The sequence below is a fragment of the Sphingobium vermicomposti genome, from assembly GCF_011762025.1.
GTDB lineage: Bacteria > Pseudomonadota > Alphaproteobacteria > Sphingomonadales > Sphingomonadaceae > Sphingobium > Sphingobium vermicomposti.
The window spans coordinates 384,108-404,073 of the sequence record NZ_JAASQR010000003.1; the positions used below are offsets into that span (position 1 = coordinate 384,108).

Annotated in this window: 19 protein-coding genes; 8 read left to right on the top strand and 11 right to left on the bottom strand. The window is 62.0% G+C overall.

Going from position 1 to position 19,966, the window contains the following annotated elements; genetic code table 11:
• Nucleotides 1–58: 58 nt before the first annotated feature.
• A complete protein-coding gene (locus FHS54_RS11585) occupies nucleotides 59–541 on the bottom strand; it encodes a winged helix-turn-helix transcriptional regulator (protein WP_167303967.1) in 483 nt (160 codons plus the stop codon).
• Nucleotides 542–654: 113 nt separating this feature from the next.
• On the opposite strand from FHS54_RS11585, the gene FHS54_RS11590 reads away from it, so the two are divergent.
• The 3 genes from FHS54_RS11590 to rplL all read left to right on the top strand — a co-directional run bounded on the left by FHS54_RS11590 (nucleotide 655) and on the right by rplL (nucleotide 4,057).
• A complete protein-coding gene (locus FHS54_RS11590) occupies nucleotides 655–2,763 on the top strand; it encodes a RelA/SpoT family protein (RefSeq protein WP_167303968.1) in 2,109 nt (702 codons plus the stop codon).
• Between the two features lie 319 nt (nucleotides 2,764–3,082).
• The gene (gene rplJ / locus FHS54_RS11595) at nucleotides 3,083–3,598 is read left to right on the top strand and encodes a 50S ribosomal protein L10 (RefSeq protein ID WP_167304430.1); all 516 of its coding nucleotides are present in this window, start codon (nucleotides 3,083–3,085) and stop codon (nucleotides 3,596–3,598) included.
• Between the two features lie 81 nt (nucleotides 3,599–3,679).
• Complete coding sequence (rplL, locus tag FHS54_RS11600; RefSeq protein WP_167303969.1) at nucleotides 3,680–4,057, top strand: 50S ribosomal protein L7/L12; 378 nt, start codon at nucleotides 3,680–3,682, stop codon at nucleotides 4,055–4,057.
• Between the two features lie 91 nt (nucleotides 4,058–4,148).
• On the opposite strand, the gene FHS54_RS11605 is transcribed toward rplL, so the two are convergent.
• From FHS54_RS11605 to FHS54_RS11630, 6 genes are all read right to left on the bottom strand, one after another.
• Nucleotides 4,149–5,174, bottom strand: a complete 1,026-nt coding sequence (locus tag FHS54_RS11605) for a methyltransferase (protein WP_243855737.1) — start codon at nucleotides 5,172–5,174, stop codon at nucleotides 4,149–4,151.
• A 72-nt stretch (nucleotides 5,175–5,246) separates the two neighbouring features.
• Nucleotides 5,247–5,963, bottom strand: a complete 717-nt coding sequence (locus FHS54_RS11610) for a helix-turn-helix domain-containing protein (protein WP_167303970.1) — start codon at nucleotides 5,961–5,963, stop codon at nucleotides 5,247–5,249.
• 280 nt (nucleotides 5,964–6,243) lie between these two features.
• Nucleotides 6,244–6,750, bottom strand: coding sequence for an energy transducer TonB (locus FHS54_RS11615; RefSeq protein ID WP_167303971.1), 507 nt, complete (start codon nucleotides 6,748–6,750; stop codon nucleotides 6,244–6,246).
• A 255-nt stretch (nucleotides 6,751–7,005) separates the two neighbouring features.
• Nucleotides 7,006–8,637 (bottom strand): NAD(P)/FAD-dependent oxidoreductase, encoded by a 1,632-nt coding sequence (locus FHS54_RS11620; protein ID WP_167303972.1) that lies wholly within the window; start codon nucleotides 8,635–8,637, stop codon nucleotides 7,006–7,008.
• Between the two features lie 66 nt (nucleotides 8,638–8,703).
• Nucleotides 8,704–10,749: a TonB-dependent receptor family protein gene (locus FHS54_RS11625; RefSeq protein ID WP_167303973.1), complete on the bottom strand. Its 2,046-nt coding sequence runs from the start codon at nucleotides 10,747–10,749 to the stop codon at nucleotides 8,704–8,706.
• 65 nt (nucleotides 10,750–10,814) lie between these two features.
• Nucleotides 10,815–11,222: a DUF2946 family protein gene (locus FHS54_RS11630; protein ID WP_167303974.1), complete on the bottom strand. Its 408-nt coding sequence runs from the start codon at nucleotides 11,220–11,222 to the stop codon at nucleotides 10,815–10,817.
• Nucleotides 11,223–11,327: 105 nt separating this feature from the next.
• On the opposite strand from FHS54_RS11630, the gene FHS54_RS11635 reads away from it, so the two are divergent.
• The gene (locus FHS54_RS11635; RefSeq protein ID WP_167303975.1) at nucleotides 11,328–11,735 is read left to right on the top strand and encodes a MerR family transcriptional regulator; all 408 of its coding nucleotides are present in this window, start codon (nucleotides 11,328–11,330) and stop codon (nucleotides 11,733–11,735) included.
• Nucleotides 11,736–11,772: 37 nt separating this feature from the next.
• Nucleotides 11,773–13,575, top strand: coding sequence for an acyl-CoA dehydrogenase C-terminal domain-containing protein (locus tag FHS54_RS11640; protein WP_167303976.1), 1,803 nt, complete (start codon nucleotides 11,773–11,775; stop codon nucleotides 13,573–13,575).
• Between the two features lie 230 nt (nucleotides 13,576–13,805).
• Here the strand turns inward: FHS54_RS11640 and dnaJ are convergent, their stop codons facing one another.
• Nucleotides 13,806–14,945 carry a molecular chaperone DnaJ gene (dnaJ, locus tag FHS54_RS11645; RefSeq protein WP_167303977.1) on the bottom strand — a complete coding sequence of 380 codons (1,140 nt, stop codon included), beginning with the start codon at nucleotides 14,943–14,945 and terminating at the stop codon, nucleotides 13,806–13,808.
• A gap of 116 nt (nucleotides 14,946–15,061) precedes the next feature.
• Nucleotides 15,062–16,960: a molecular chaperone DnaK gene (gene dnaK, locus FHS54_RS11650; RefSeq protein ID WP_167303978.1), complete on the bottom strand. Its 1,899-nt coding sequence runs from the start codon at nucleotides 16,958–16,960 to the stop codon at nucleotides 15,062–15,064.
• 174 nt (nucleotides 16,961–17,134) lie between these two features.
• Here dnaK and FHS54_RS11655 point away from each other — a divergent pair, with 174 nt between their 5' ends.
• The 3 genes from FHS54_RS11655 to FHS54_RS11665 are packed head-to-tail and all read left to right on the top strand — an operon-like array spanning nucleotide 17,135 to nucleotide 18,478.
• On the top strand, nucleotides 17,135–17,602 hold the full coding sequence (locus tag FHS54_RS11655; RefSeq protein ID WP_167303979.1) for a copper chaperone PCu(A)C: 468 nt from the start codon (nucleotides 17,135–17,137) through the stop codon (nucleotides 17,600–17,602).
• Nucleotides 17,603–17,604: 2 nt separating this feature from the next.
• The gene (locus FHS54_RS11660) at nucleotides 17,605–18,069 is read left to right on the top strand and encodes a vgr related protein (RefSeq protein WP_167303980.1); all 465 of its coding nucleotides are present in this window, start codon (nucleotides 17,605–17,607) and stop codon (nucleotides 18,067–18,069) included.
• A gap of 55 nt (nucleotides 18,070–18,124) precedes the next feature.
• On the top strand, nucleotides 18,125–18,478 hold the full coding sequence (locus FHS54_RS11665; RefSeq protein WP_167303981.1) for a hypothetical protein: 354 nt from the start codon (nucleotides 18,125–18,127) through the stop codon (nucleotides 18,476–18,478).
• On the opposite strand, the gene FHS54_RS11670 is transcribed toward FHS54_RS11665, so the two are convergent.
• Nucleotides 18,475–19,482 carry a S66 peptidase family protein gene (locus FHS54_RS11670; RefSeq protein ID WP_208404958.1) on the bottom strand — a complete coding sequence of 336 codons (1,008 nt, stop codon included), beginning with the start codon at nucleotides 19,480–19,482 and terminating at the stop codon, nucleotides 18,475–18,477. The two genes, FHS54_RS11665 and FHS54_RS11670, sit on opposite strands and share 4 nt — an antisense overlap.
• A gap of 26 nt (nucleotides 19,483–19,508) precedes the next feature.
• Nucleotides 19,509–19,952 carry a cupin domain-containing protein gene (locus FHS54_RS11675; RefSeq protein WP_167303982.1) on the bottom strand — a complete coding sequence of 148 codons (444 nt, stop codon included), beginning with the start codon at nucleotides 19,950–19,952 and terminating at the stop codon, nucleotides 19,509–19,511.
• Nucleotides 19,953–19,966 lie beyond the last annotated feature (14 nt).

Genomic DNA, 19,966 nt, shown 5'->3' on the forward strand with positions numbered 1-19,966 from the left:
GCCATCAGCCTAGGCGATTTCGTTGCGGGGGTGAAGCCGCCCTGAAACGCCCACAGGTTCAGGCTGCTGCCGCCGGTTCCTCTGTCACCGGCTTCACTTCATCGGGGCATAGCCAGACCAGGTCGCTCAATTCCAGGGGGCGGCCGTCATGGGCTTGCACCACGATCTTGCGGATCGGCTGCCCATCCCGCCGGTCGGCGAGGACCTGGCAGGACAAGGGCGCGCAGCCCCATTTTTCGCCCCATTGCCGCAATGCGATCATCACGGGGGCGAGTTCCTGCCCTTTTTCAGTCAGGCGATATTCCACCTTGCGGCGGTCGCACTGCATCGGCTGGCGCACCATGATGCCATTTTCCACCAGCCGGGAAAGGCGATTGGCCAGGATGTTGCGGGCGATGCCAAGGCTCGATTGAAACTCTTCGAAATGGCGGATGCCGGACAGGGCACCACGCAGGATGAGGAACGACCAGCGTTCGCCCATCGCTTCCAGCGCGCTGGGTAGCGCACATTGTTCCAGATCCTGCGCCAGATTGTGCTTCATCGTCCCGCCTTAGATAGCGCAAAGCCACCGCTGTTGCAAAAGCGAAGCCTATTTCCATCAAAATGGGATTTTTTTGTTGCACAGCAAGGCGCTTCCCACACAATCGGGAAACGATGTTACGCCAGTACGAACTTGTCGAACGAGTAAAGCGCTACGATCCGCAAGCGGACGAAGCGATGATCAACCGTGCCTATGTCTTTTCGGTCCAGAAACACGGGTCCCAGAAGCGCGCCAGCGGCGACCCTTATTTCAGCCACCCGATCGAGGTGGCGGGGATCCTGACGGATTTCAACCTGGACGATCAGACGATCGTGACGGCCCTGCTGCACGACACGATCGAAGATACGCTGGTCACCTATGACGAGATCGAAGGCGCGTTCGGCAAGGATGTGGCGCGCATGGTCGACGGCGTCACCAAGCTGAGCAAGATCGAGGCGATGAGCGAGAATGAGCGGGCGGCGGAAAATCTCCGCAAGTTCCTGCTCGCCATGTCCGACGACATCCGCGTCCTGTTGGTCAAGCTGGCCGACCGGCTGCACAATATGCGCACGCTTCATTTCATCAAGAATGAAGGGAAGCGCCGCCGCATCGCCAAGGAGACGATGGACATCTATGCCCCGCTGGCGGAGCGGATCGGCATGTATGATTTCATGCGCGAAATGCAGCTGCTGGCCTTTCGCGAGCTGGAACCGGAAGCCTATGACAGCATCACCAAAAGGCTGGAGCAGCTAAAAGAAGGCGGCCATGGCAAGGTCGACCGGATCGGTGCCGAACTGCAGTTGCTGCTGGGTAGCCGGGACCTGAGCGTCACCGTGTCGGGCCGGGAGAAGCACCCCTATTCCATCTGGAAAAAGATGCAGGAAAGGCACATCAGCTTTGAACAGCTAACCGATGTCATGGCGTTCCGGGTCATCACCGAAACGACCGAGGACTGCTATCGCGCGCTGGGCGTCATCCACCAGACCTACAAGATGGTGCCGGGCCGGTTCAAGGATTACATCTCAACCCCCAAGCGCAACGGCTATCAGTCGCTGCACACCACCGTCATACATCAGGACAATGCCCGCATCGAAGTGCAAATCCGCAGCCGCGACATGCATCATGACGCGGAACTGGGGCTGGCGGCGCATTGGGCCTATAAGCAAAAGCGCGACGCGGACGACGATCATCGCGCGCCATGGCTTCGCGACCTGGTCGAAATTCTGGAACAGAGCCAGGATGCGGACGAGCTGCTCGAACATACCCGCATGGCGATGTATCAGGACCGGATCTTTGCCTTCTCGCCCAAGGGTGAGCTGCATCAGCTGCCCAAGGGATCGACGCCGATCGACTTTGCTTATGCCGTCCATACATCGCTGGGGAACCAGACCGTGGGCGTAAAGGTCAACGGTCGCGTGGTGCCGCTGCGCACGGCGCTTGAAAATGGCGATCAGGTCGAGATATTGAAGTCGGAGGGGCAGGAACCGCAGCCCGGCTGGCTGACCTTTGCCGTGACCGGCAAGGCCCGTGCCGCCATCCGCCGCTTCATCCGCCAGAAACAGCGCGGCGAGGAAATTGCGCTGGGCGAAAAACTCTATGAGGAAATGATCGGCCGCCTGTCCCCCGAACTGGCGAGCGAGCTGGGGGACAAGGCGTTGAAGGCTGCGCTCAAACGGCTGAAGCTGGAAGATCGCGCCGCGCTGATGATCGCCATCGCCACCCACCGGCTGCGCGATTTCGAAGTGATGGAAGCGCTCGTCCCCGGATCGACCAGCGCGGAAGGCAGGGAAGAAGCGCACCCGCGCCAGCATGCGCCCGTGTCGATCCGCGGCCTGACGCCGGGCATCGCCTATAATCTGGGCGATTGCTGCCATCCCGTGCCAGGCGACCGCATCGTCGGCATTCGCCGTACGGGCCAGCCGATCGAGGTGCATACGATCGATTGCCGTTCGCTGGAGACGGGGCAGGACGACGACTGGATCGACCTTTCCTGGGACAGCAAGTCCAAGGGCGGCACCGCGCGCCTGTCCGTCATCGTCAAGAACCAGCCAGGCGCACTGGCCGCCGTCACCAATGTGTTCGGCGCGACGAAGGCGAACATCCTCAACCTGCAACTGGTGAACCGCGACGGGCCGTTTCATACCGACATCATCGACCTGGAAGTGAACGACGCGCAGCATCTGAACCGGATTTTGTCCGCCTTGCGCGGGCTGGATACGGTGGTGCAGGCGGATCGGGTGTAGTTGCCGCGAAGGGCGGGAACGGCACCCTAAGTCAACTATCGGTTGATTCTGATCGCTATCCGCTATATGCGCGCCCCAGCAGGCCCTTCGGGGTCTTCCGTCCGAGACAGTCGGTGAAGGGAATTTGCCCTTCTTAATTTCCGGCCTAGACGGGGAAAAGTTCTTTACCGGCGTGTCTTTGGACCTGTCCGGGTCTGCCCTGTTCTCATCGGAGGATACGGGCCAGTCGATCTCTCCCCTTCGGACATTTGCCCCGCGCCAGTCGCGGGTTTTTGCCGTTCGTTCGGGTTTTCCGGGCGGACATGAAGTGGAGAATGGCATGGATCGTAATCAGAAGGCTGAGGTCGTTTCCGCGCTGAACGCACATCTGGCGGATGTTGGCGTGGTCGTAGTGACCCGCAACCTCGGCATGACCGTCGCACAGTCGACCGTCCTGCGTCAGAAAATGCGCGAAGCCGGCGGCACCTACAAGGTTACGAAGAACCGCCTCGCCAAGATCGCCTTTGAAGGCACCAGCTATACCAGCCTCAGCGACCTGCTGACTGGTCCGGTTGGCCTCGCCTCCTCAGCCGATCCGGTTGCAGCCGCCAAGGTTGCAGTCGAATTCGCCAAGACCAACGACAAGCTTGAGATCGTTGGCGGCGCAATGGGCGAAGTGCTGCTGAACGCGGAGGGCGTCAAGGCGCTCGCCTCGATGCCGTCGCTGGATGAACTGCGTGCGAAGATCGTTGGGTTGCTCGTTGCACCCGCGACCAAGCTTGCAACCGTCACCCAGGCACCGGCTGCGCAGCTCGCGCGGGTCTTCAACGCCTATGCGGAGAAGGACGCGGCCTAAGGGTCACGGCTTTTTCCAAAATACAGGTTTTCAACTCGTATCTCTGGGGCGCATGCCCCACCCAGAAGGGAATATAGTAACATGGCAGACATCAACGCACTGGTCGATCAGCTTTCGGCCCTCACCGTCCTCGAAGCCGCTGAGCTGTCGAAGGCTCTGGAAGAAAAGTGGGGCGTTTCGGCCGCTGCTGCAGTTGCCGTCGCTGGCCCCGCCGCTGGCGCCCCGGCTGCTGCCGCTGCTGAAGAGCAGACCGAGTTCGACGTGATCCTCACCGGCGACGGTGGCAAGAAGATCAACGTCATCAAGGAAGTCCGCGCCATCACCGGCCTGGGCCTGACCGAAGCCAAGGCTCTGGTCGAAGGCGCTCCGAAGGCTGTCAAGGAAGGCGCCAGCAAGGACGAAGCCGAAAAGCTCAAGAAGCAGCTGGAAGAAGCCGGCGCGACTGTCGAGCTCAAGTAATCGGTGCGCCCCGCCTAGTGCGGGGCCGCTGTCCGGCCAGGCCGGAGAAATCGGGCGGCACCTTCAGGTGTCGCCTTTTTTCTTGCCCTGATTAGGACCCAAGCCCGCCCCCTCGTCGAAACACGGCACCCACCACGGCGATGCGGTCCACATCCTGATAGGCATCGCTGGCCAGTTCATCCCCAAACACGTCCGGGTCCAGTTCCCGATAAGAGAGCGAACAGCCCTTGGCTTCGGCAAGGTCGGCCAGGGCCTTCCCCAAAATGTCGGCTCCATCGACGATGGCGGTGCCGGTATACAGGATAAACCGCCCGCCATTTGCGAGCCGGTCGAGCGCCCGTCGCGCCATGTCCAGCGCGACTGCCCCACCATGCAGCGCCCCGCCATCCCGATAGGCACGCTTTTCCGGGTCGATAATGTAAGGCGGATTCGCCAATATCAGGTCAATCGGACCCTCAATATCCACCAACCCGTCGCCCTCCACAAACTGCGCAGGCACCGCTGCGGCATGGGCATTGATACGCGCGAGCCGCAACGCCTTGGGATTGATGTCGGTCATGAACAGCCGCGCCGTCGGGCTGACCCTGTGCGCCACAATCGCGCCCACGCCCGCGCCTGCCCCCATATCGACAAGATGCGCGCTGGCCCCGGGCGGGCTGGCTTCCAGTTCCGACCTGATCAGATTGGCGAACCGATAGCTGTCCGGTCCAAAAAAGACGGCATCCCGATCATCCGTGGGAAAGGCCGAATGGACAAATAGTTCGCCCTGTAATGAGGAAACGCGAAATGCGGAGCGCCGTAACCCCTCGCCCGCATCGCGCAATGCGCCCGCTGTTTCCAGCAGGTCCATCACCTCCCGATCCAGCAGTCCATCGCGAAAAGGCAGGCTCCAGCCGAGCACATCTTCAATCCTGCGCGCTTCTTTGCGATCCGGGCGGCCAGTGACCAACCTATGCGTGGCAGGTGTGGGCGTTACGAAATGATAGCCGCGCCCCCGCAGCAGATGGAGCAGGGAAACAAGCGCCAGGTCCGCCGGATCTGCCAGAGTCTTGGGGTCGGTAAAAATACATGTCTGCATGCCCCGGATGACGGATCGGCTGTCAAAAGGTTCCGCCATCGCAACAATGATCGTGGCTTATAATCTCCCTTCCCGGCATGCCAGCGGGCCTCGGCCCGAATGGGGAGATCATCAGAGGGGGTCGGCGTCCAGATAGAGGTAGCTGAGATCGAACTCCGCCAGCATCTCAAGCCCTTTCAGGTCCAGTATGTTGGCTTCGCCACGATGATAGTCGAGCAGACGCTGGTCGCGTAACATTCGGAGCGTCCGGTTGACATGCACGGCGGTCATGCCGAGCGCATCGGCCAGCTGGGCCTGGTTCATGCCCAGGTTGAAACTGTCGCCGTTCATGTCGACCATGACCAACCGATAGTGCAGCTCGCAAAAAAGTGCCGCCAGCCGACCCGCTGCGGATCGCTGACCAAGCGACAATTCCCATTCGCGGTTCATGCTGGCGTCCAGATTGGTGCTGAACCAATATAGGCGGCCCAGCCGGGGCTGCTGCTCCACAAGGACCCGAATGCTTTCATGTGGGACAGCCGACAAAGTGCAGTCGGTGAGCGCCATGATATTATGTTCAAGGCGCTTGAGCGTGAAGGCATGGAGGTCGGCGAAATCCCCGCCCACGTGGATCTGGGTGATCTGCCGCTTGCCGTCGGGCATGTCCTTGTACCGGCACAACAAGCCGTCCAGCAAAAGGGTGCTGACTTCCAATCGTTTGCCTTCATGCACGATGATGCTGTTGCGCGGCACCTGGCGCGACGGAGGCACCAAGGCGCGGATCGCCTGTTCCTCGTCCGCGGACAAGCTGTGCCGGGCCCTGATTTTGGCGAGATGGCGTTCGATCACAGGAAGCTCCTGGTTAAGCCGCGGACACGCGAACCGGTCGAAGGCACAGCCGGGCGATGCAGCGACTTCCTGAAATCGATCCCAGCCGTCCCTGCGACAATGCCCTGCAAGGCAGCCGCGCTCAAGGTCAATCGGATGGCCTGGGCAGACGCGCCGCTGGGGGCTACCCTGTCGGGGTAGCGGCGCTGCGGCGCTATGTTCAGGATTTTTCAGGCAGGATGAATGGGAAAGGGAGCGCGTCTCACGACAGCGCGCTCCCTTTCCTTCGTGCGCGAACCGCTCAACGTTGGGCGATCAGAACAGGGCGATCTTTTTCCGCCTGCGCCATCGTTTGCGCGCGATATTGCGTGCGCAGGCTGTTGAGCATCTCTTCCTTTTCCGTGACATTGTTGGCCACGATGATCCACGCTTCGAATTTGCTGTTGGCGTTCATCTGGCGCGGCAATGGGAGAAGCGATCCCATCGACCTGATCGCGCGCAGGGAGATGCGGTTGATGCTACGGGAAGATGAAGGACCGGCCAATTCTATATTCTGGGGCTTTCCCTGATCGTTCAGGCGGAACTGGACGCGGCTATAGCCGGTGGAACTGGCGTCACGATACAGCGATCCGGCATTTCGAATGTTTCGGGACAGCCGCTCAGCCGCCCGGTCTGACCATTTTTCATAGCTTTCCGCATTTTTGTCCGATGCCACGACGGTAAGCTGATCCGATGCCCGCCGGGCATCCACCGTGACAGGCATGACTAAAAAGGCGCACAGCGCCACCATCACAGGTTTGGCATACATGGAAGCCTCCTCTGAGTATCTGTCGATTTGATTGAAGCTGCTGCGGCAGCGTCGGACCGCCGAGAGCAGGCGGGCTATATAGGCGCTTGCCGATGCGCTGGATAATTATTTTACCCTAGCGAAGTCATCAACATAGGGGAAATATCAAGAAGAGACAGAAAATTGAAATAATTGGACAAAAGACGTAGGCGGACGCCAAGTCTTTGTCCCCGTTCGATTTTCCACCGGGCGCTATGGCACCCGACTCCAACTGCTTCAGCCAGCCTGCCCGGCGCTGATCGCAAGTCCGATGGCTTCGGCCACCTTGATCCCGTCAATGGCGGCGGACAGGATGCCGCCCGCATAGCCCGCCCCCTCGCCCGCCGGGTAAAGCCCCGCGACGTTGAGGCTCTGATAATCTGCGCCACGGGTAATGCGGATGGGCGAAGATGTGCGGGTTTCCACCCCGGTCATGACGGCGTCGGGATGGTCATAATTGGCGATCTGGCGTCCAAAGACGGGCAACGCCTCGCGGAACGCATCGACCACGAAGCCAGGCAGGCAATTGGACAGGTCGGTTAGGGTAACGCCCGGCTTATAGGAAGGCGTCACCTCCCCCAGTCCAGTGGATGGCCGCCCTGCCAGGAAATCGCCCACTTTCTGCCCCGGCGCCCAATAGGATGAGCCGCCCGCCTGATAGGCCAGGCTTTCCCAATGCCGCTGAAGGTCGATGCCTGCCAGCGGGCCGCCGGGAAAGTCGCGCTCTGGATCAATGCCGACGACAAGGCCCGAATTGGCGTTGAATTCGGCCCGGCTATGCTGGCTCATCCCGTTGGTGACGACGCGCCCTTCCTCCGACGTGGCGGCGACGACACGGCCACCGGGACACATGCAAAAGCTGTAGACGGTGCGGCCATTGTCGCAATGATGCGCCAGGCTGTATGCTGCCGCGCCCAGCACCGGATGCCCGGCGCACTGGCCGAAACGCGCCCGGTCGATCCAGCTTTGCGGATGTTCGATGCGCACGCCGATGGAAAAGGGCTTTGGTTCGATATGCACGCCGCGCCGGTGCAGCATTTCGAAGGTAGGCCGCGCGCTGTGGCCGACCGCCAGCACGACATGATCCGCTTCGATGAAGCTGCCGTCCGACAGGTGCAGCCCGCGCAACCGCTGTGTGCCCTGATCCTGCCGTTCCAGCTCCAGCTCATCGACCTTATGCTGCCAGCGATATTCGCCGCCCAGCATCTCTATCTGGCGGCGCAGGCTTTCGACCATGGTGACCAGGCGGAAGGTGCCGATATGCGGATGCGCTTCGGTCAATATGTCCGATGGCGCGCCAGCCGCGACGAATTCATGCAGCACCTTGCGCCCCAGGAAGCGGGGGTCCTTGACCCGGCAATAGAGCTTGCCGTCGGAAAAGGTGCCCGCCCCGCCTTCGCCGAACTGCACATTGCTGTCGGGGTTCAGCTCTGCGCGACGCCATAGGCCCCAAGTGTCCTTGGTCCGTTCGCGCACGGCCTTGCCGCGATCCAGGATGATGGGACGAAAACCCATCTGTGCCAGGATAAGCCCGGCAAACAGGCCGCAAGGACCCGCGCCAATGACGACGGGCCGCTTGCCGCCCCAGCCTTCCGGCGCACGGGCCACGAACCGATAATCGGTGTCCGGCCGGGGGCGGACGTCATGATCCTTGGCGAAGCGGTCAAGCACCGCCTGTTCGTCCGCCAATTCAACATCGACCGTATAGATGAGTTGGATCGCATTTTTGCGCCGTGCATCATTGCCCCGGCGCACGACCGCATGGCTGATCAGGTCGGCAGAGGCGATGCCCAGCCGCGCGCAGATAGCGGCGGGCATCGCATCGGCCGGGTGATCCAGGGGCAGTCTGAGGCCGGACAAACGCAACATGGCCCCGCCCCTAGACCCATTTCCCCGCCCGCTCCAGCCCCCTAAGAGGATGAGGCGAACGCTGTGTCAGAAGCGGGCGCGCAACCCGCCATAAATGGCGCGCCGCTCGACGGGATTGAAAGTCGCCTGCCCGGTGTAAAGGACGACCGCCCCGATATCGCCCACCGCACGCTTTTTCGTCAGGTTACGCGCGTCGAGGAAGAGAGTGATGCCACTCTTCACCTCCGCCTGGGCAGTGACGTTCAGCATCGCATAGCCATCCACCCGCTTGCTGTTCTGATAATCAACCCACGCGCCCTGCGGCACCCATTCGACCGACGGCGACACGCTCAGCCTGTCGGTGCCAAGCCGCAATTCGGCGCGATAGAAATGGCGGGGCACGACGGGCAGGCGATTATTGCCGTAATCCGCATCGTCGCGGAAACGGAAGTCGCTATACTGATAGGCCTGCCGCAGCGTCGCCCATGGCGCGATCGTCAGGTCCAGCCCCGCTTCGATCCCCTGATGGCGGGTGCGTCCGGCATTGAAGGTCGATGCCGGAATGACGCCAGCCTGCACATTATATTGCAGCAGCTCCCCACGGATGTCGGCGCGATAGAAACTGACGTCCCAGCGCGCGATGCCCCAGCTTCCCCGCGTGCCGATCTCCGCCGTCCAGGCCCTCTGGGCATCGAGCGGCGTGAAGCCCGGCACTATGACGTTGTTGGCATCTCTTGCCGTTTGGCCAAGCTCGATAAAACCGGGCAGTTCCACCGAACGACTGTAATTGGCATAGAATTGCGCTGCCGGTGCGGGTTCGAACAATAGCCCAAATTTCGGAGAGAAGCTGTTGAACGAAGCCTCGCCGCTGCGCGTTGCGTCGCGGCGATTGTCCAGCTTGCGCTCGCCATGGGTATAGATCCCGCCAGCAATCAGCCAAAGCCCCGTCAGCGGCGCGATCCGCGCCTCGCCATAGCTGTTGATGGTCTGCGCACGGGCGCTTTGCACGGATGGGTATTGTGGGAACTGCGGTACCATGCCGATGGCGGGTTTGCCGCCCACATTCACAAACTGCCGAAACGTCCCCCTGCCGAAGCGTGCTTGGGTCCCCACTGTCAGTTCAGCAGGCATCGCACCCAGTTGCCCGGCAAGATCGAGACTGGCAAAAACACCCCGATCCTCCGATTTCTGGTCCACGATCGTATTGATCGGGTGATGGAGCGACTTGGCATTAAAGTAAGCACCAAAAGCCAGCTGCCCGCTATCCAGCGCCACGGTGGTGCGGTTCTGCAGGCGGATCGAATCGATGTCGCGCGCCTGATCGCCGACGAAATTACCTTTGCCAGGATCGTTCAGCACATCGGCTTCGGTCAACGCTCCCGACAGCTTCTGCCGGATCGTCTGCGCGTTGGCGTAGAAGCGCGTTTCCACCCGGTCGTTCAGCTTCAGCCCGACATTGCCGTTGAAGCGCAGCGCGCGGCGGCGGCCATGGTCGCGGTCGCCGTCGGATCGGTCGGCGGTGATCGCCGCCCATGCGTCACCACGCGCATCGGCATAGCCAAAGGCTGCCTTCGCTCGCAGCGTGTCAAAAGAGCCGCCATCGCCCCGCATTTCCGCGCCCGGTGCGCTTCGCCCCGTGGGCGTCACGGCGTTGATCGCGCCGCCCAGCGTGGAACCGCCCAACCGAAGGGCATTGCCGCCGCGATACACCTCCAGATGCTGGAAGACCTGCGGGTCCAACTCCTGAAAGTCGCCATTGTCGTCGGCCATGTTGATCGGAATGCCATCCTGCAACAGCGTCAGCCCGCGCATGTGGAAACCGCGTGACAGGCCGGAGCCGCGGATGGAAATGCGCACTTCCTGCCCAAAGCGCGGCTGGGTGTAGACGCCCGGTGAAAAGGCGAGCGCGTCGCGCAGCGACACGGCGACCTTATCCTCAAACTCCCTGGCCGAAACCACGTCCGCGCCGCCGGGGGTGCGGGTCACGCGGGCGTCGGCTTCCTCTACCGCGCGGGTGGCGGTGACGATGATCCGGCTTTGATCTGGCGCTTCATCGGCCAGCGCAGGAACTGCAAGGGTAGAAATGGCGAGGGCGCACAGCGAAACGCTGCGCGAAGCAAAGACGATGGACATGGAAAGACAACCTTCATGAAAAACAGCATCGACGCCGGACGAGACGAGCGGCGCAAAGAGGATTTTCAGAAGGTTGCAGGCGGCCCTGACGACGGTGGGGGTGGCGCGGCAAGCCGGGCGACAAGGCCGGTCTTGAGCGCGAAGGCGATTGGCCCGAACGCCAGCTGCCAGGCAGGCAGGGCGATGTCAGCGGCGGCGAGCGGCGGCACCAGCGGCTGCACCGATCCGGCAAAGGGGCAATGCTGCTGAACAGGAGCGCCGTCGTCCCCGGAATGCTCCTTGCCGGGCGCATGGCTGCGGTCGACCACGACGTTCACAGCACCCTGCCCCGTGCAAAGCGTGACGACAACGCCCCGATCCGTCCGCACCGGCATGAAACCGGAAGGCGCGATCAGCTGAATCGCCAGGACAAGCAGCGCCAGCGCAGCCAAAAGGCCCCGCGCGGCTTCTGATTGTCTGATCGCCCCCGTCATGCCGCCGCCCCTAGCCCCCGCCGCGTCACTTGTCATCAGGATAACAGCTCAAGGCCTGCACCACTCACCTTGACGTAAACGTAAAGCCTGCCTAGATTGCCCGCCATGGACCAGCGCACCAGCATCGCCGGCATCGAATTGCCGGATCATCGCGAACGACAGCATTATACGATCTCCGACCTGTCGGAAGAGTTTGGCGTCACGGCTCGCGCCTTGCGTTTTTACGAGGATGAAGGGCTGATCGCCCCGGAAAGACAGGGCCTGGCTCGCATATATTCGCGGCGGGATCGCGCGCGGCTGGCCTGGATCCTGCGCGGCAAGCGCGTCGGCTTTGGCCTGGCCGAAATCCGCGAGATGATCGACCTTTATGACGCGGACGAGGAGCATGAAGAGCAGCGGCGCGTTACCACGGCAAAATGCAAGGCGCGCATCGAACTGCTCACCCGCCAAAAAGACGATATCGACGCGGCGATCGCCGAATTGGCCGGGTTCGTGAGCGCGCTCGCAAAATAACGGCCCCATCAAAACAACAAAATTCCCGGAGAAGATCATGCCCAGCTACACCGCCCCTGTCCGCGAAACTCGCTTCGTGCTCGATCATGTTCTGGGGTTGGATCGCTATTCCAATCTTCCGGGGTTCGAAAATGCCACGCCCGACCTTGTCGACGCGATCCTGACCGAAGGCGGCAAGCTGGCGGCCGAAGTCCTCTTTCCCTTGAACGCCGTGGGCGACAAGGAAGGCTGCACCCGCAATCCCGACGGCAGCGTCACCACCCCGACCGGATTCAAGCAGGCGTTCGACACCTATGTTGAGGGCGGCTGGACCACCTTGCAGGCACCGGTCGAATATGGCGGACAGGCACTGCCCAACGTCGTGGGAACGGCTGTGGGCGAATATATCCTGTCAGCCAATCACTCCTTTGAAATGTATCATGGCCTGACCAACGGCGCGGTGGAAGCCCTGCTGGTGAAGGGCAGCGCGGAACAGAAGCAAAAATATGTGCCCAACATGGTGTCGGGCAAATGGACCGGCACCATGAACCTGACGGAGCCGCACGCAGGCACGGACCTTGGCCTTATAAAGACCAAGGCGGTGCCCAATGACGACGGCAGCTATGCGATTACCGGCACCAAGATTTTCATTTCGGCGGGCGAACATGACCTGGCCGAAAACATCATCCATCTGGTTCTGGCCAAAACGCCAGACGCGCCGGAAGGCAGCAAGGGCATCTCGCTGTTCGTCGTGCCCAAGATCATGGTGAAGGACGACGGGTCGCTGGGGCAGCGCAACGCGGTTTCCTGCGGATCGCTGGAACATAAGATGGGCATTCACGGCAATGCGACGTGCGTCATGAACTATGACGGCGCGACCGGATGGCTGGTGGGTGAGGAAAATAAGGGCCTCGCCGCCATGTTCATCATGATGAACGCCGCGCGTATGTGGGTCGGAATGCAGGGGCTGGGCCAGGCGGAGATCGCGTTCCAGAACGCCGTTCATTATGCGCGCGAGCGTCGGCAGGGCCGCGCACTGGCCGGGCCTAAGGACAGCGACGAAAAGGCCGATACGTTGTTCGTCCATCCCGACGTGCGCCGCATGCTGATGGAGGCCAAGGCGCTGACCGAAGGATTGCGCGCCCTGATGCTATGGGGCGGGCTTCAGGTCGACCTTGCCCATCGCGCCGCCACCGAAGAAGAACGGCAGGCAGCAGATGACCTGGTCGGCCTGCTCACGCCGGTCATCAAGGGCTATGGCACCGACAAGGGCTTTGACGTGACGGTCATGTGCCAGCAAGTGTTCGGCGGCCATGGCTACATCTGGGAAAATGGCGCCGAACAATATGTCCGCGACGCGCGTATCGCCCAAATTTACGAAGGCACCAACGGTATACAGGCGATGGACCTGGTCGGCCGGAAGTTGCCACTGAACGGCGGGCGGGCGTTGCAGGCCTTCCTGAAATTGGTGGCGGACGAAATCGCCGAGGCCAAAGACAATCAAAAGCTGGCCGCCTTCGCGCAGGCGCTGGAAAAGGCAAGCGGCCAATTACAGGCCGCGACCATGTGGTTGATGCAGAACGCGATGCAAAACCCGAACAACGCCGGGGCGGGCGCGGTGCCCTATATGCACCTGATGGGCATCGTCGCGACCGGCCTGATGTGGTTGCGCATGGCAAAGGCTGCGGCGGCCATGCTGGACGCGGGCGAAGGCGATGCCGCCTATCTGGAAGCAAAGCTGGTAACCGCCCGCTACTTCGCCGAACGCATCATGCCCGACGCAGGAGCGCTGCGCCGCAAGATTGAAGGCGGTGCGGAAAGCCTGATGGCGATCGACCCGGACATGTTCCTGGCGGGTTAAGGGACCAGTAGGGGCGCTTCTTCAGACGGGCGGCGGTTCATGCAAAGGCAGTAAGGGGGACATCCTTCTCCCCTCCCGCAGGCGGGAGGGGCCGGGGGTGGGCCAGCGCAACATTGGCGATGTTCTTCAAAGACTAGCCTTGAAGCCCACCCCTAACCCCTCCCGTCTATGGGAGGGGAATGTCCCGGAATGCTCGATAGCTGCCCTGATGCCGAGGCACGCCTGACGCCTTAATCGCCCCAAATTTCCTTGAGCTTGCTGAAGAAGCCCGTCGATTGCGGGCATTCATCGCCCGTTTCCGTTGCGCGAAACTCTTCGAGCAGTTCGCGCTGGCGGGCGGTGAGGCGGGTTGGGGTTTCGACGTCGACCTGAACGACCAGGTCGCCCTGCCCCCGACCGTTCAGCACCGGCATGCCCGCGCCGCGCTGGCGGATTTGCTTGCCGGACTGGATGCCGCTGGGGATCTTGATCTCGTGCCGCTGGCCGTCGAGGCCGGGCACTTCGATGCTACCGCCCAGCGCCGCCGTGGTGATGCTGACGGGGCAGCGGCAAAACAGCGTCGTGCCGTCGCGTTCGAAGATCGAATGCCGTTTTACATGAAGGAAGATGTAGAGGTCGCCCGATGGCGCGCCCCGCGCTCCGGCTTCGCCTTCGCCGGACAGGCGGATGCGGGTGCCGTCATCGACACCGGCGGGAATGTTGACCGAAAGCGTCTTGGGCTTGTCGACGCGCCCTTCGCCACGACAGCTGCGGCAGGGGCTTTCAATGACCTGGCCTGCGCCGTTGCAGCCCGGACAGGTCCGTTCGACGACGAAGAACCCTTGCTGCGCCCGCACCTGGCCATGACCATGGCAGGTCGTGCAGGTCTTGACCCCGGTCCCCGGCTGCGCGCCAGAGCCGTCACAGCTGTCGCAGGGCGCGGAAACCTCGATCTCGATCTCGGTCTGCTTGCCGTGATAAGCTTCGTTGAGGCTGATCTCCATGTCGTAGCGCAGGTCGGCACCGCGCCGCTGGGACTGACGCCCACCGCCGCCAAAGCCGTTCTGGCCAAAGATCGTCTCAAAAATATCGCCAAGGTCCGAAAAGCCGCCAGCGCCGCGGCCATTGAAGCCGCCGCCCCCGCCGCCGCCATTCTGGGCATTGGTATAGGCCGCATGGCCATATCGGTCATAGGCGGCGCGCTTTTGCGGGTCCTTGAGGCACTCATAGGCTTCGGACACGGCCTTGAACCTGGCCTCGCCATCGCTGCATCCCCCGGTCTTGTCCGGGTGATATTTCATGGCCAGCTTGCGATAGGCGCTCTTGATCACGCCTGCGTCCGCCGTCCGCTCGACTTCGAGCAGTTCGTAATAGTCCAATTCGCTACTCATCTCGCCCCCGGCGCGCGCACGTTCCGCGACTTCTTTTCCAGGACCCGTGCCGCACGGCGGTAGCAACTACCATAGCCGTACGGTTCGAGCGAAGTCGGGAAGCGCTTCATCGAGCCTTACGCCTTGTTGTCGTCCACTTCCGAAAATTCGGCATCGACGACATCATCATCGGCCTTGGGCGCATCTGCATCCGGGGAAGCTCCTTGAGCCTGCTCCTTTTCATAGATGGCCTGGCCCAGCTTCATCGCGACCTGGGCGAGTTCCTGCGCCTTGGTCTTCATCGCCTCGACGTCACCGCCTTCGACAGCGGACTTGGTCGCGGCAATCGCCGTTTCGATTTCCGACTTCAGCGCGGCGTCAACCTTGTCGCCATGCTCTTCCAGCTGCTTTTCCGTGGTGTGAATCAGGCTTTCGGCGTTGTTCTTCGCCTCGGCCCCCTCACGCCGCTTCTTGTCCTCTTCGGCGAAGCGCTCTGCATCCTTGACCATCTGGTCGATGTCAGCATCGGACAGACCGCCCGAAGCCTGGATGCGGATCTGCTGTTCCTTGCCCGTGCCCTTGTCCTTGGCATGGACATTGACGAGGCCGTTGGCATCGATGTCGAAAGTGACTTCGATCTGCGGCACGCCACGCGGTGCGGGCGGAATGCCGACCAGGTCGAACTGACCCAGCAGCTTGTTGTCCGCCGCCATTTCACGTTCGCCCTGAAACACGCGGATCGTCACCGCCTGCTGATTGTCGTCGGCGGTCGAATAGACCTGCGACTTCTTGGCCGGGATGGTGGTGTTGCGGTCGATCATGCGGGTGAACACGCCGCCCAGCGTTTCGATGCCCAGCGACAGGGGCGTCACGTCGAGCAGCAGCACGTCCTTGACGTCGCCCTGCAGCACGCCCGCCTGAATCGCCGCGCCCATGGCGACGACTTCGTCCGGGTTGACGCCGGTGTGCGGCTCCATGCCGAAAAAGTCCTTCACGGCCTCACGCACCTTGGGCATGCGGGTCATGCCGCCGACAAGGACGACTTCGCTGATCTCGCTTGCTGCAATACCGGCGTCGGCCAACGCCTTCTTGCAAGGCTCCATGGTCCGCTTGATGAGGTCCATCACCAGCCGTTCCAGGTCCGAGCGGGTGATATTCTTCACCAGATGCTTGGGACCATTCTGGTCAGCAGTGATGAAGGGCAGGTTGACTTCGGTCGTCTGCGCCGAAGACAGTTCGATCTTCGCCTTTTCAGCCGCTTCCTTGAGGCGCTGCAGCGCCAGCTTGTCCTTGGTGAGGTCAATGCCCTCATCCTTCTTGAAGCCTTCGGCCAGATATTCCACCAGCTTGGCGTCAAAATCCTCGCCGCCCAGGAAGGTGTCGCCGTTGGTCGACTTCACTTCGAACACGCCATCGCCGATCTCAAGGATCGAGATGTCGAAGGTGCCGCCGCCAAGGTCATAGACCGCGATGGTCTTGCCGTCCTGCTTATCCAGCCCGTAGGCGAGCGCCGCAGCGGTCGGCTCGTTGATGATGCGCAGCACTTCCAGGCCAGCGATCTGGCCGGCGTCCTTGGTCGCCTGACGCTGGGCGTCGTTGAAGTAGGCGGGAACGGTGATGACCGCCTGCGTAACCGTCTCGCCCAGATAGCTCTCGGCGGTTTCCTTCATCTTCTGCAGGGTGAAGGCGGAAATCTGCGAAGGCGAATAATCCTTGCCGCCCGCCTGGACCCATGCGTCGCCATTGCCGCCCTTCACGATGTGATAGGGGACAAGTTCCATGTCCTTCTTCGTCGTCGGGTCGTCGAAGCGACGACCGATCAGGCGCTTCACGGCGAAAATGGTGTTATCCGGGTTGGTGACGGCCTGGCGCTTGGCAGGCTGGCCGATCAGGCGCTCGCCATCCTTGGTGAAGGCGACGATAGACGGCGTGGTCCGCGCGCCTTCCGCATTTTCAATCACTTTGGGCTTGCCGCCATCCATCACAGCAACGCAGCTGTTGGTGGTGCCAAGGTCAATGCCGATTACTTTTCCCATTTCGTCCTCTTTAACCCCAATTCGTTCAGCGGTTGACGGCCCCATACCTCACGAAAGCGCCAAGGCAAGGCCATTTGCGGATGGGATATAGGCGCGATCTTTCTTGGCACAAGAAGCCGTGGCGATTAGCGTAACAATCGACCGGAAACGAGACAGTCACGAAAGCAACAGGCGATGCGCGCATTTTTATCCTTCCTTCCCCTTGCTGCTCCTATTTTGCTGACCGCATGCGGCGATCCCGCCCCCACCTATGTCGATCAGGCCTGGGTCCGGCTCAGCCCGAACAAGGACCGCCCCTCCTCCGGCTATTTCGTCGCACATGGCGGCGATGCGGACACGCAACTGCGCGGCGTCATGACGGATTATGCGCTGAAGGTGGAGATGCATGAAAGCATCAATGAAGGCGGCGTCATGAAGATGAAGGCGATCGATTCGGTCGATATCCCGGCCAAGGGCAAGGTCGCCTTCGCGCCGGGCGGCAAGCATCTCATGATCTGGGGCATCAACGACACCGCGATCAACCGGGGCAAGATGACCTTCACATTCCTATTGGCGAACGGCGACCGGCTGCTGGTTGACGCCGCCATTCAAAAGCCGGGCGGGGCAGAGCCTGCGATGGCCGCTGGCGGCGAGCATGAATAGCATTGAATAGCCGCGCCCTGACCCCTGCCGAAGCCACCCTTGCGCGGTCGGTGTTCGGAGGGGCCATCGACTATGACAAGGTGCGGGTGCACAATCGCAAATGGTGGCCGCTCCAGCCGCGTCGGGTGACCATGGCGCCAGACGGCAATCTGTGGTTCCATCCGGGCAGCGGACTGTTCTGCCCCGACTTTTGTGACGCGCCGCTACATCTTCAGGGGCATTTCATCCATGAAATGACGCATGTCTGGCAGGCGCAGAAAGGCGGCAAATGGTATCTGCCGCTGATGCGCCATCCTTTCTGCCGATATGGCTATGACATCGAGCCGGGCCGCCCGTTCCACCGTTACGGGCTGGAGCAGCAGGCGGAAATCGTGCGGCACAGCTTCCTGCTGAAACAAGGCGCGCGCGTCGAGGGCAAGCCACCGCTTGCCGTATATGAAGCGTTGCTGCCCTTCACCGCCGCCTGAGCGCACTGCGGAAAGCACCAGCTCTTAGAACTCCATCCATGCTATATCATCATCCATGCGCATCCTGACCGCCCTGCTGCCGCTGGCAGCCTTTCTCGCGACGCCAGCCTTCGCCGGGCAAGCTGAGCGCGCGGGGCATTATTATCTGCGCGGGGTGATGGAGACGGGATCGGAACTGATGCTCCATCCCGACGGGCGCTTTCAATGGTATCTCGTCTACGGCGCGCTCGACCTGTTTGCCGAGGGTGAGTGGAAAGAGGCAGATGGCGCGGTCATCCTTACCGCTCGCAAGAGCAAGGACGTCCCGAAGCCAGGGTTCGAAACGCTCGTGCTGACCGTCCATGACCGTGCGCTGATCCCGCCGGACGGGCGCGGTGCCTATACAAAGCCGTCGGACGAGAAGGACTAGCGCACTGCCGGTTCCAGCAGGCGGATGCTGCCAATATCAGCGTCAATCTCTGCCCGAACGCCGACCGGCAGGCTGAACTGGCTGGCGATATGGCCGATGGACGCGCCCTGAAAAGCGGGGACGCCCAGCGGCTCAAAATGCTGTTGAAGCACTTCCGACACGGTGAAGCCGCCATAGGACGGCTCGCTGGCGGCGCAGTTGGTGCATTGGCCAAAGACCACCCCGGCAACCTTGCCCAGCAATCCGGCGAGCGACAGCTGCGTCAGCATCCGGTCGATCCGGTAGGGCGCTTCGCCCACATCCTCCAGGAACAGGATGGCACCATCGAAATCGGGCAACCAGGGTGTACCCGCCAGCGCCGCCAGCACAGTCAGGTTGCCGCCCAGCAGCCGCCCCGTCCCCTTGCCGCCGCGAAAAGTGCGGATGCGCCCGCTGCGCTGAACAAGCCGGTCCTCATGACCAATAGGATTGACCAGCGTCGGAGTAGCGCCGTCAAAGGCAATCGCGCGAAAGGCATCCCAGGAAAATCGCGGCCAGCTGCTCGCGGCATTGGGACCATGAATCGTCGGAAATCCAGCGCGGGCAGCGAATGCCAGATGAAGCGCGGTGATGTCGCTAAAGCCGACCAGCAGCTTCGGATTGGCGCGGATCGTCGCGAAATCGAGAAGCGGCAGAATGCGCGCGCAGCCCCATCCTCCCCGCACGGCGAAGACGGCGCGAACGTCGGGATCGGCGAACATCGCGTTGACGTCGGCAGCCCGGTCCGCATCCGTCCCAGCCAGATAGCCCCGCCGTTCGGCCAGATGCTTGCCCAGCTTCGGCTTGAGGCCCATCGCGACGATGGTTTCCTGAACCACAGCCAGATCAAACAGATCGTCGGTAAAGCCCGCAGGCTCGATCAGGCCGACCGTATCGCCTGGACGCAGCCGGTGCGGCTTGCCCACGGGTGCGGACGCGGGAGCTTTCGCAGCGGCCAGAGCGCCGCCCATCGCCGCCAGCATCATGCGCCGGTCCAGTCCTGTCACCCCGGTCAAAATAGCCGCCCGTCCTTGTGGCTGTAAGTTCCCCCGGACCAACGAAGGTCTATGTCGGGATAATGCGCATCGCCCATTGGCACGCGACCGAACGCCAGAAATGCGCAGTCCGATCCGCTTTCATTCACCAGATGATGCCCGTCTGGATGCCCTTTTGGAAAGGCGGCCATGTCCCCGGCTTTCAGCAGCACTCGGCCAGCTTCCTCGACCAGCACCGCTTCGCCGCTCAGCATGACCACAAACTCATCCTCGTCCTCATGCCAGTGGCGCTGCGACGAAGCGGCCCCCGGTTTCAGCACGACATGACTGATGCCGAAATCGGCAAGTCCCGCCGCCGGGCCAAGCCGGCGCACCCAGCGGTCCGCGACAGCTGCGGCGAACTGCGGCGGATAGCCGGTGCGATTGGTCTGCTCCATGGCTGCAAGATCGATCTTGGGCATGATCTTTCCCTTCC

Excerpts from the sequence above, each read along its gene's own strand:
- FHS54_RS11585 (WP_167303967.1), bottom strand. The coding sequence starts at position 541 with ATGAAGCACAATCTGGCGCAGGATCTGGAACAATGTGCGCTACCCAGC.
- FHS54_RS11590 (WP_167303968.1), top strand. The coding sequence starts at position 655 with ATGTTACGCCAGTACGAACTTGTCGAACGAGTAAAGCGCTACGATCCG.
- rplJ (WP_167304430.1), top strand. The coding sequence starts at position 3,083 with ATGGATCGTAATCAGAAGGCTGAGGTCGTTTCCGCGCTGAACGCACAT.
- rplL (WP_167303969.1), top strand. The coding sequence starts at position 3,680 with ATGGCAGACATCAACGCACTGGTCGATCAGCTTTCGGCCCTCACCGTC.
- FHS54_RS11605 (WP_243855737.1), bottom strand. The coding sequence starts at position 5,174 with ATGGCGGAACCTTTTGACAGCCGATCCGTCATCCGGGGCATGCAGACA.
- FHS54_RS11615 (WP_167303971.1), bottom strand. The coding sequence starts at position 6,750 with ATGTATGCCAAACCTGTGATGGTGGCGCTGTGCGCCTTTTTAGTCATG.
- FHS54_RS11620 (WP_167303972.1), bottom strand. The coding sequence starts at position 8,637 with ATGTTGCGTTTGTCCGGCCTCAGACTGCCCCTGGATCACCCGGCCGAT.
- FHS54_RS11625 (WP_167303973.1), bottom strand. The coding sequence starts at position 10,749 with ATGTCCATCGTCTTTGCTTCGCGCAGCGTTTCGCTGTGCGCCCTCGCC.
- FHS54_RS11630 (WP_167303974.1), bottom strand. The coding sequence starts at position 11,222 with ATGACGGGGGCGATCAGACAATCAGAAGCCGCGCGGGGCCTTTTGGCT.
- FHS54_RS11635 (WP_167303975.1), top strand. The coding sequence starts at position 11,328 with ATGGACCAGCGCACCAGCATCGCCGGCATCGAATTGCCGGATCATCGC.
- FHS54_RS11640 (WP_167303976.1), top strand. The coding sequence starts at position 11,773 with ATGCCCAGCTACACCGCCCCTGTCCGCGAAACTCGCTTCGTGCTCGAT.
- dnaJ (WP_167303977.1), bottom strand. The coding sequence starts at position 14,945 with ATGAGTAGCGAATTGGACTATTACGAACTGCTCGAAGTCGAGCGGACG.
- dnaK (WP_167303978.1), bottom strand. The coding sequence starts at position 16,960 with ATGGGAAAAGTAATCGGCATTGACCTTGGCACCACCAACAGCTGCGTT.
- FHS54_RS11655 (WP_167303979.1), top strand. The coding sequence starts at position 17,135 with ATGCGCGCATTTTTATCCTTCCTTCCCCTTGCTGCTCCTATTTTGCTG.
- FHS54_RS11665 (WP_167303981.1), top strand. The coding sequence starts at position 18,125 with ATGCGCATCCTGACCGCCCTGCTGCCGCTGGCAGCCTTTCTCGCGACG.
- FHS54_RS11670 (WP_208404958.1), bottom strand. The coding sequence starts at position 19,482 with ATGATGCTGGCGGCGATGGGCGGCGCTCTGGCCGCTGCGAAAGCTCCC.
- FHS54_RS11675 (WP_167303982.1), bottom strand. The coding sequence starts at position 19,952 with ATGCCCAAGATCGATCTTGCAGCCATGGAGCAGACCAATCGCACCGGC.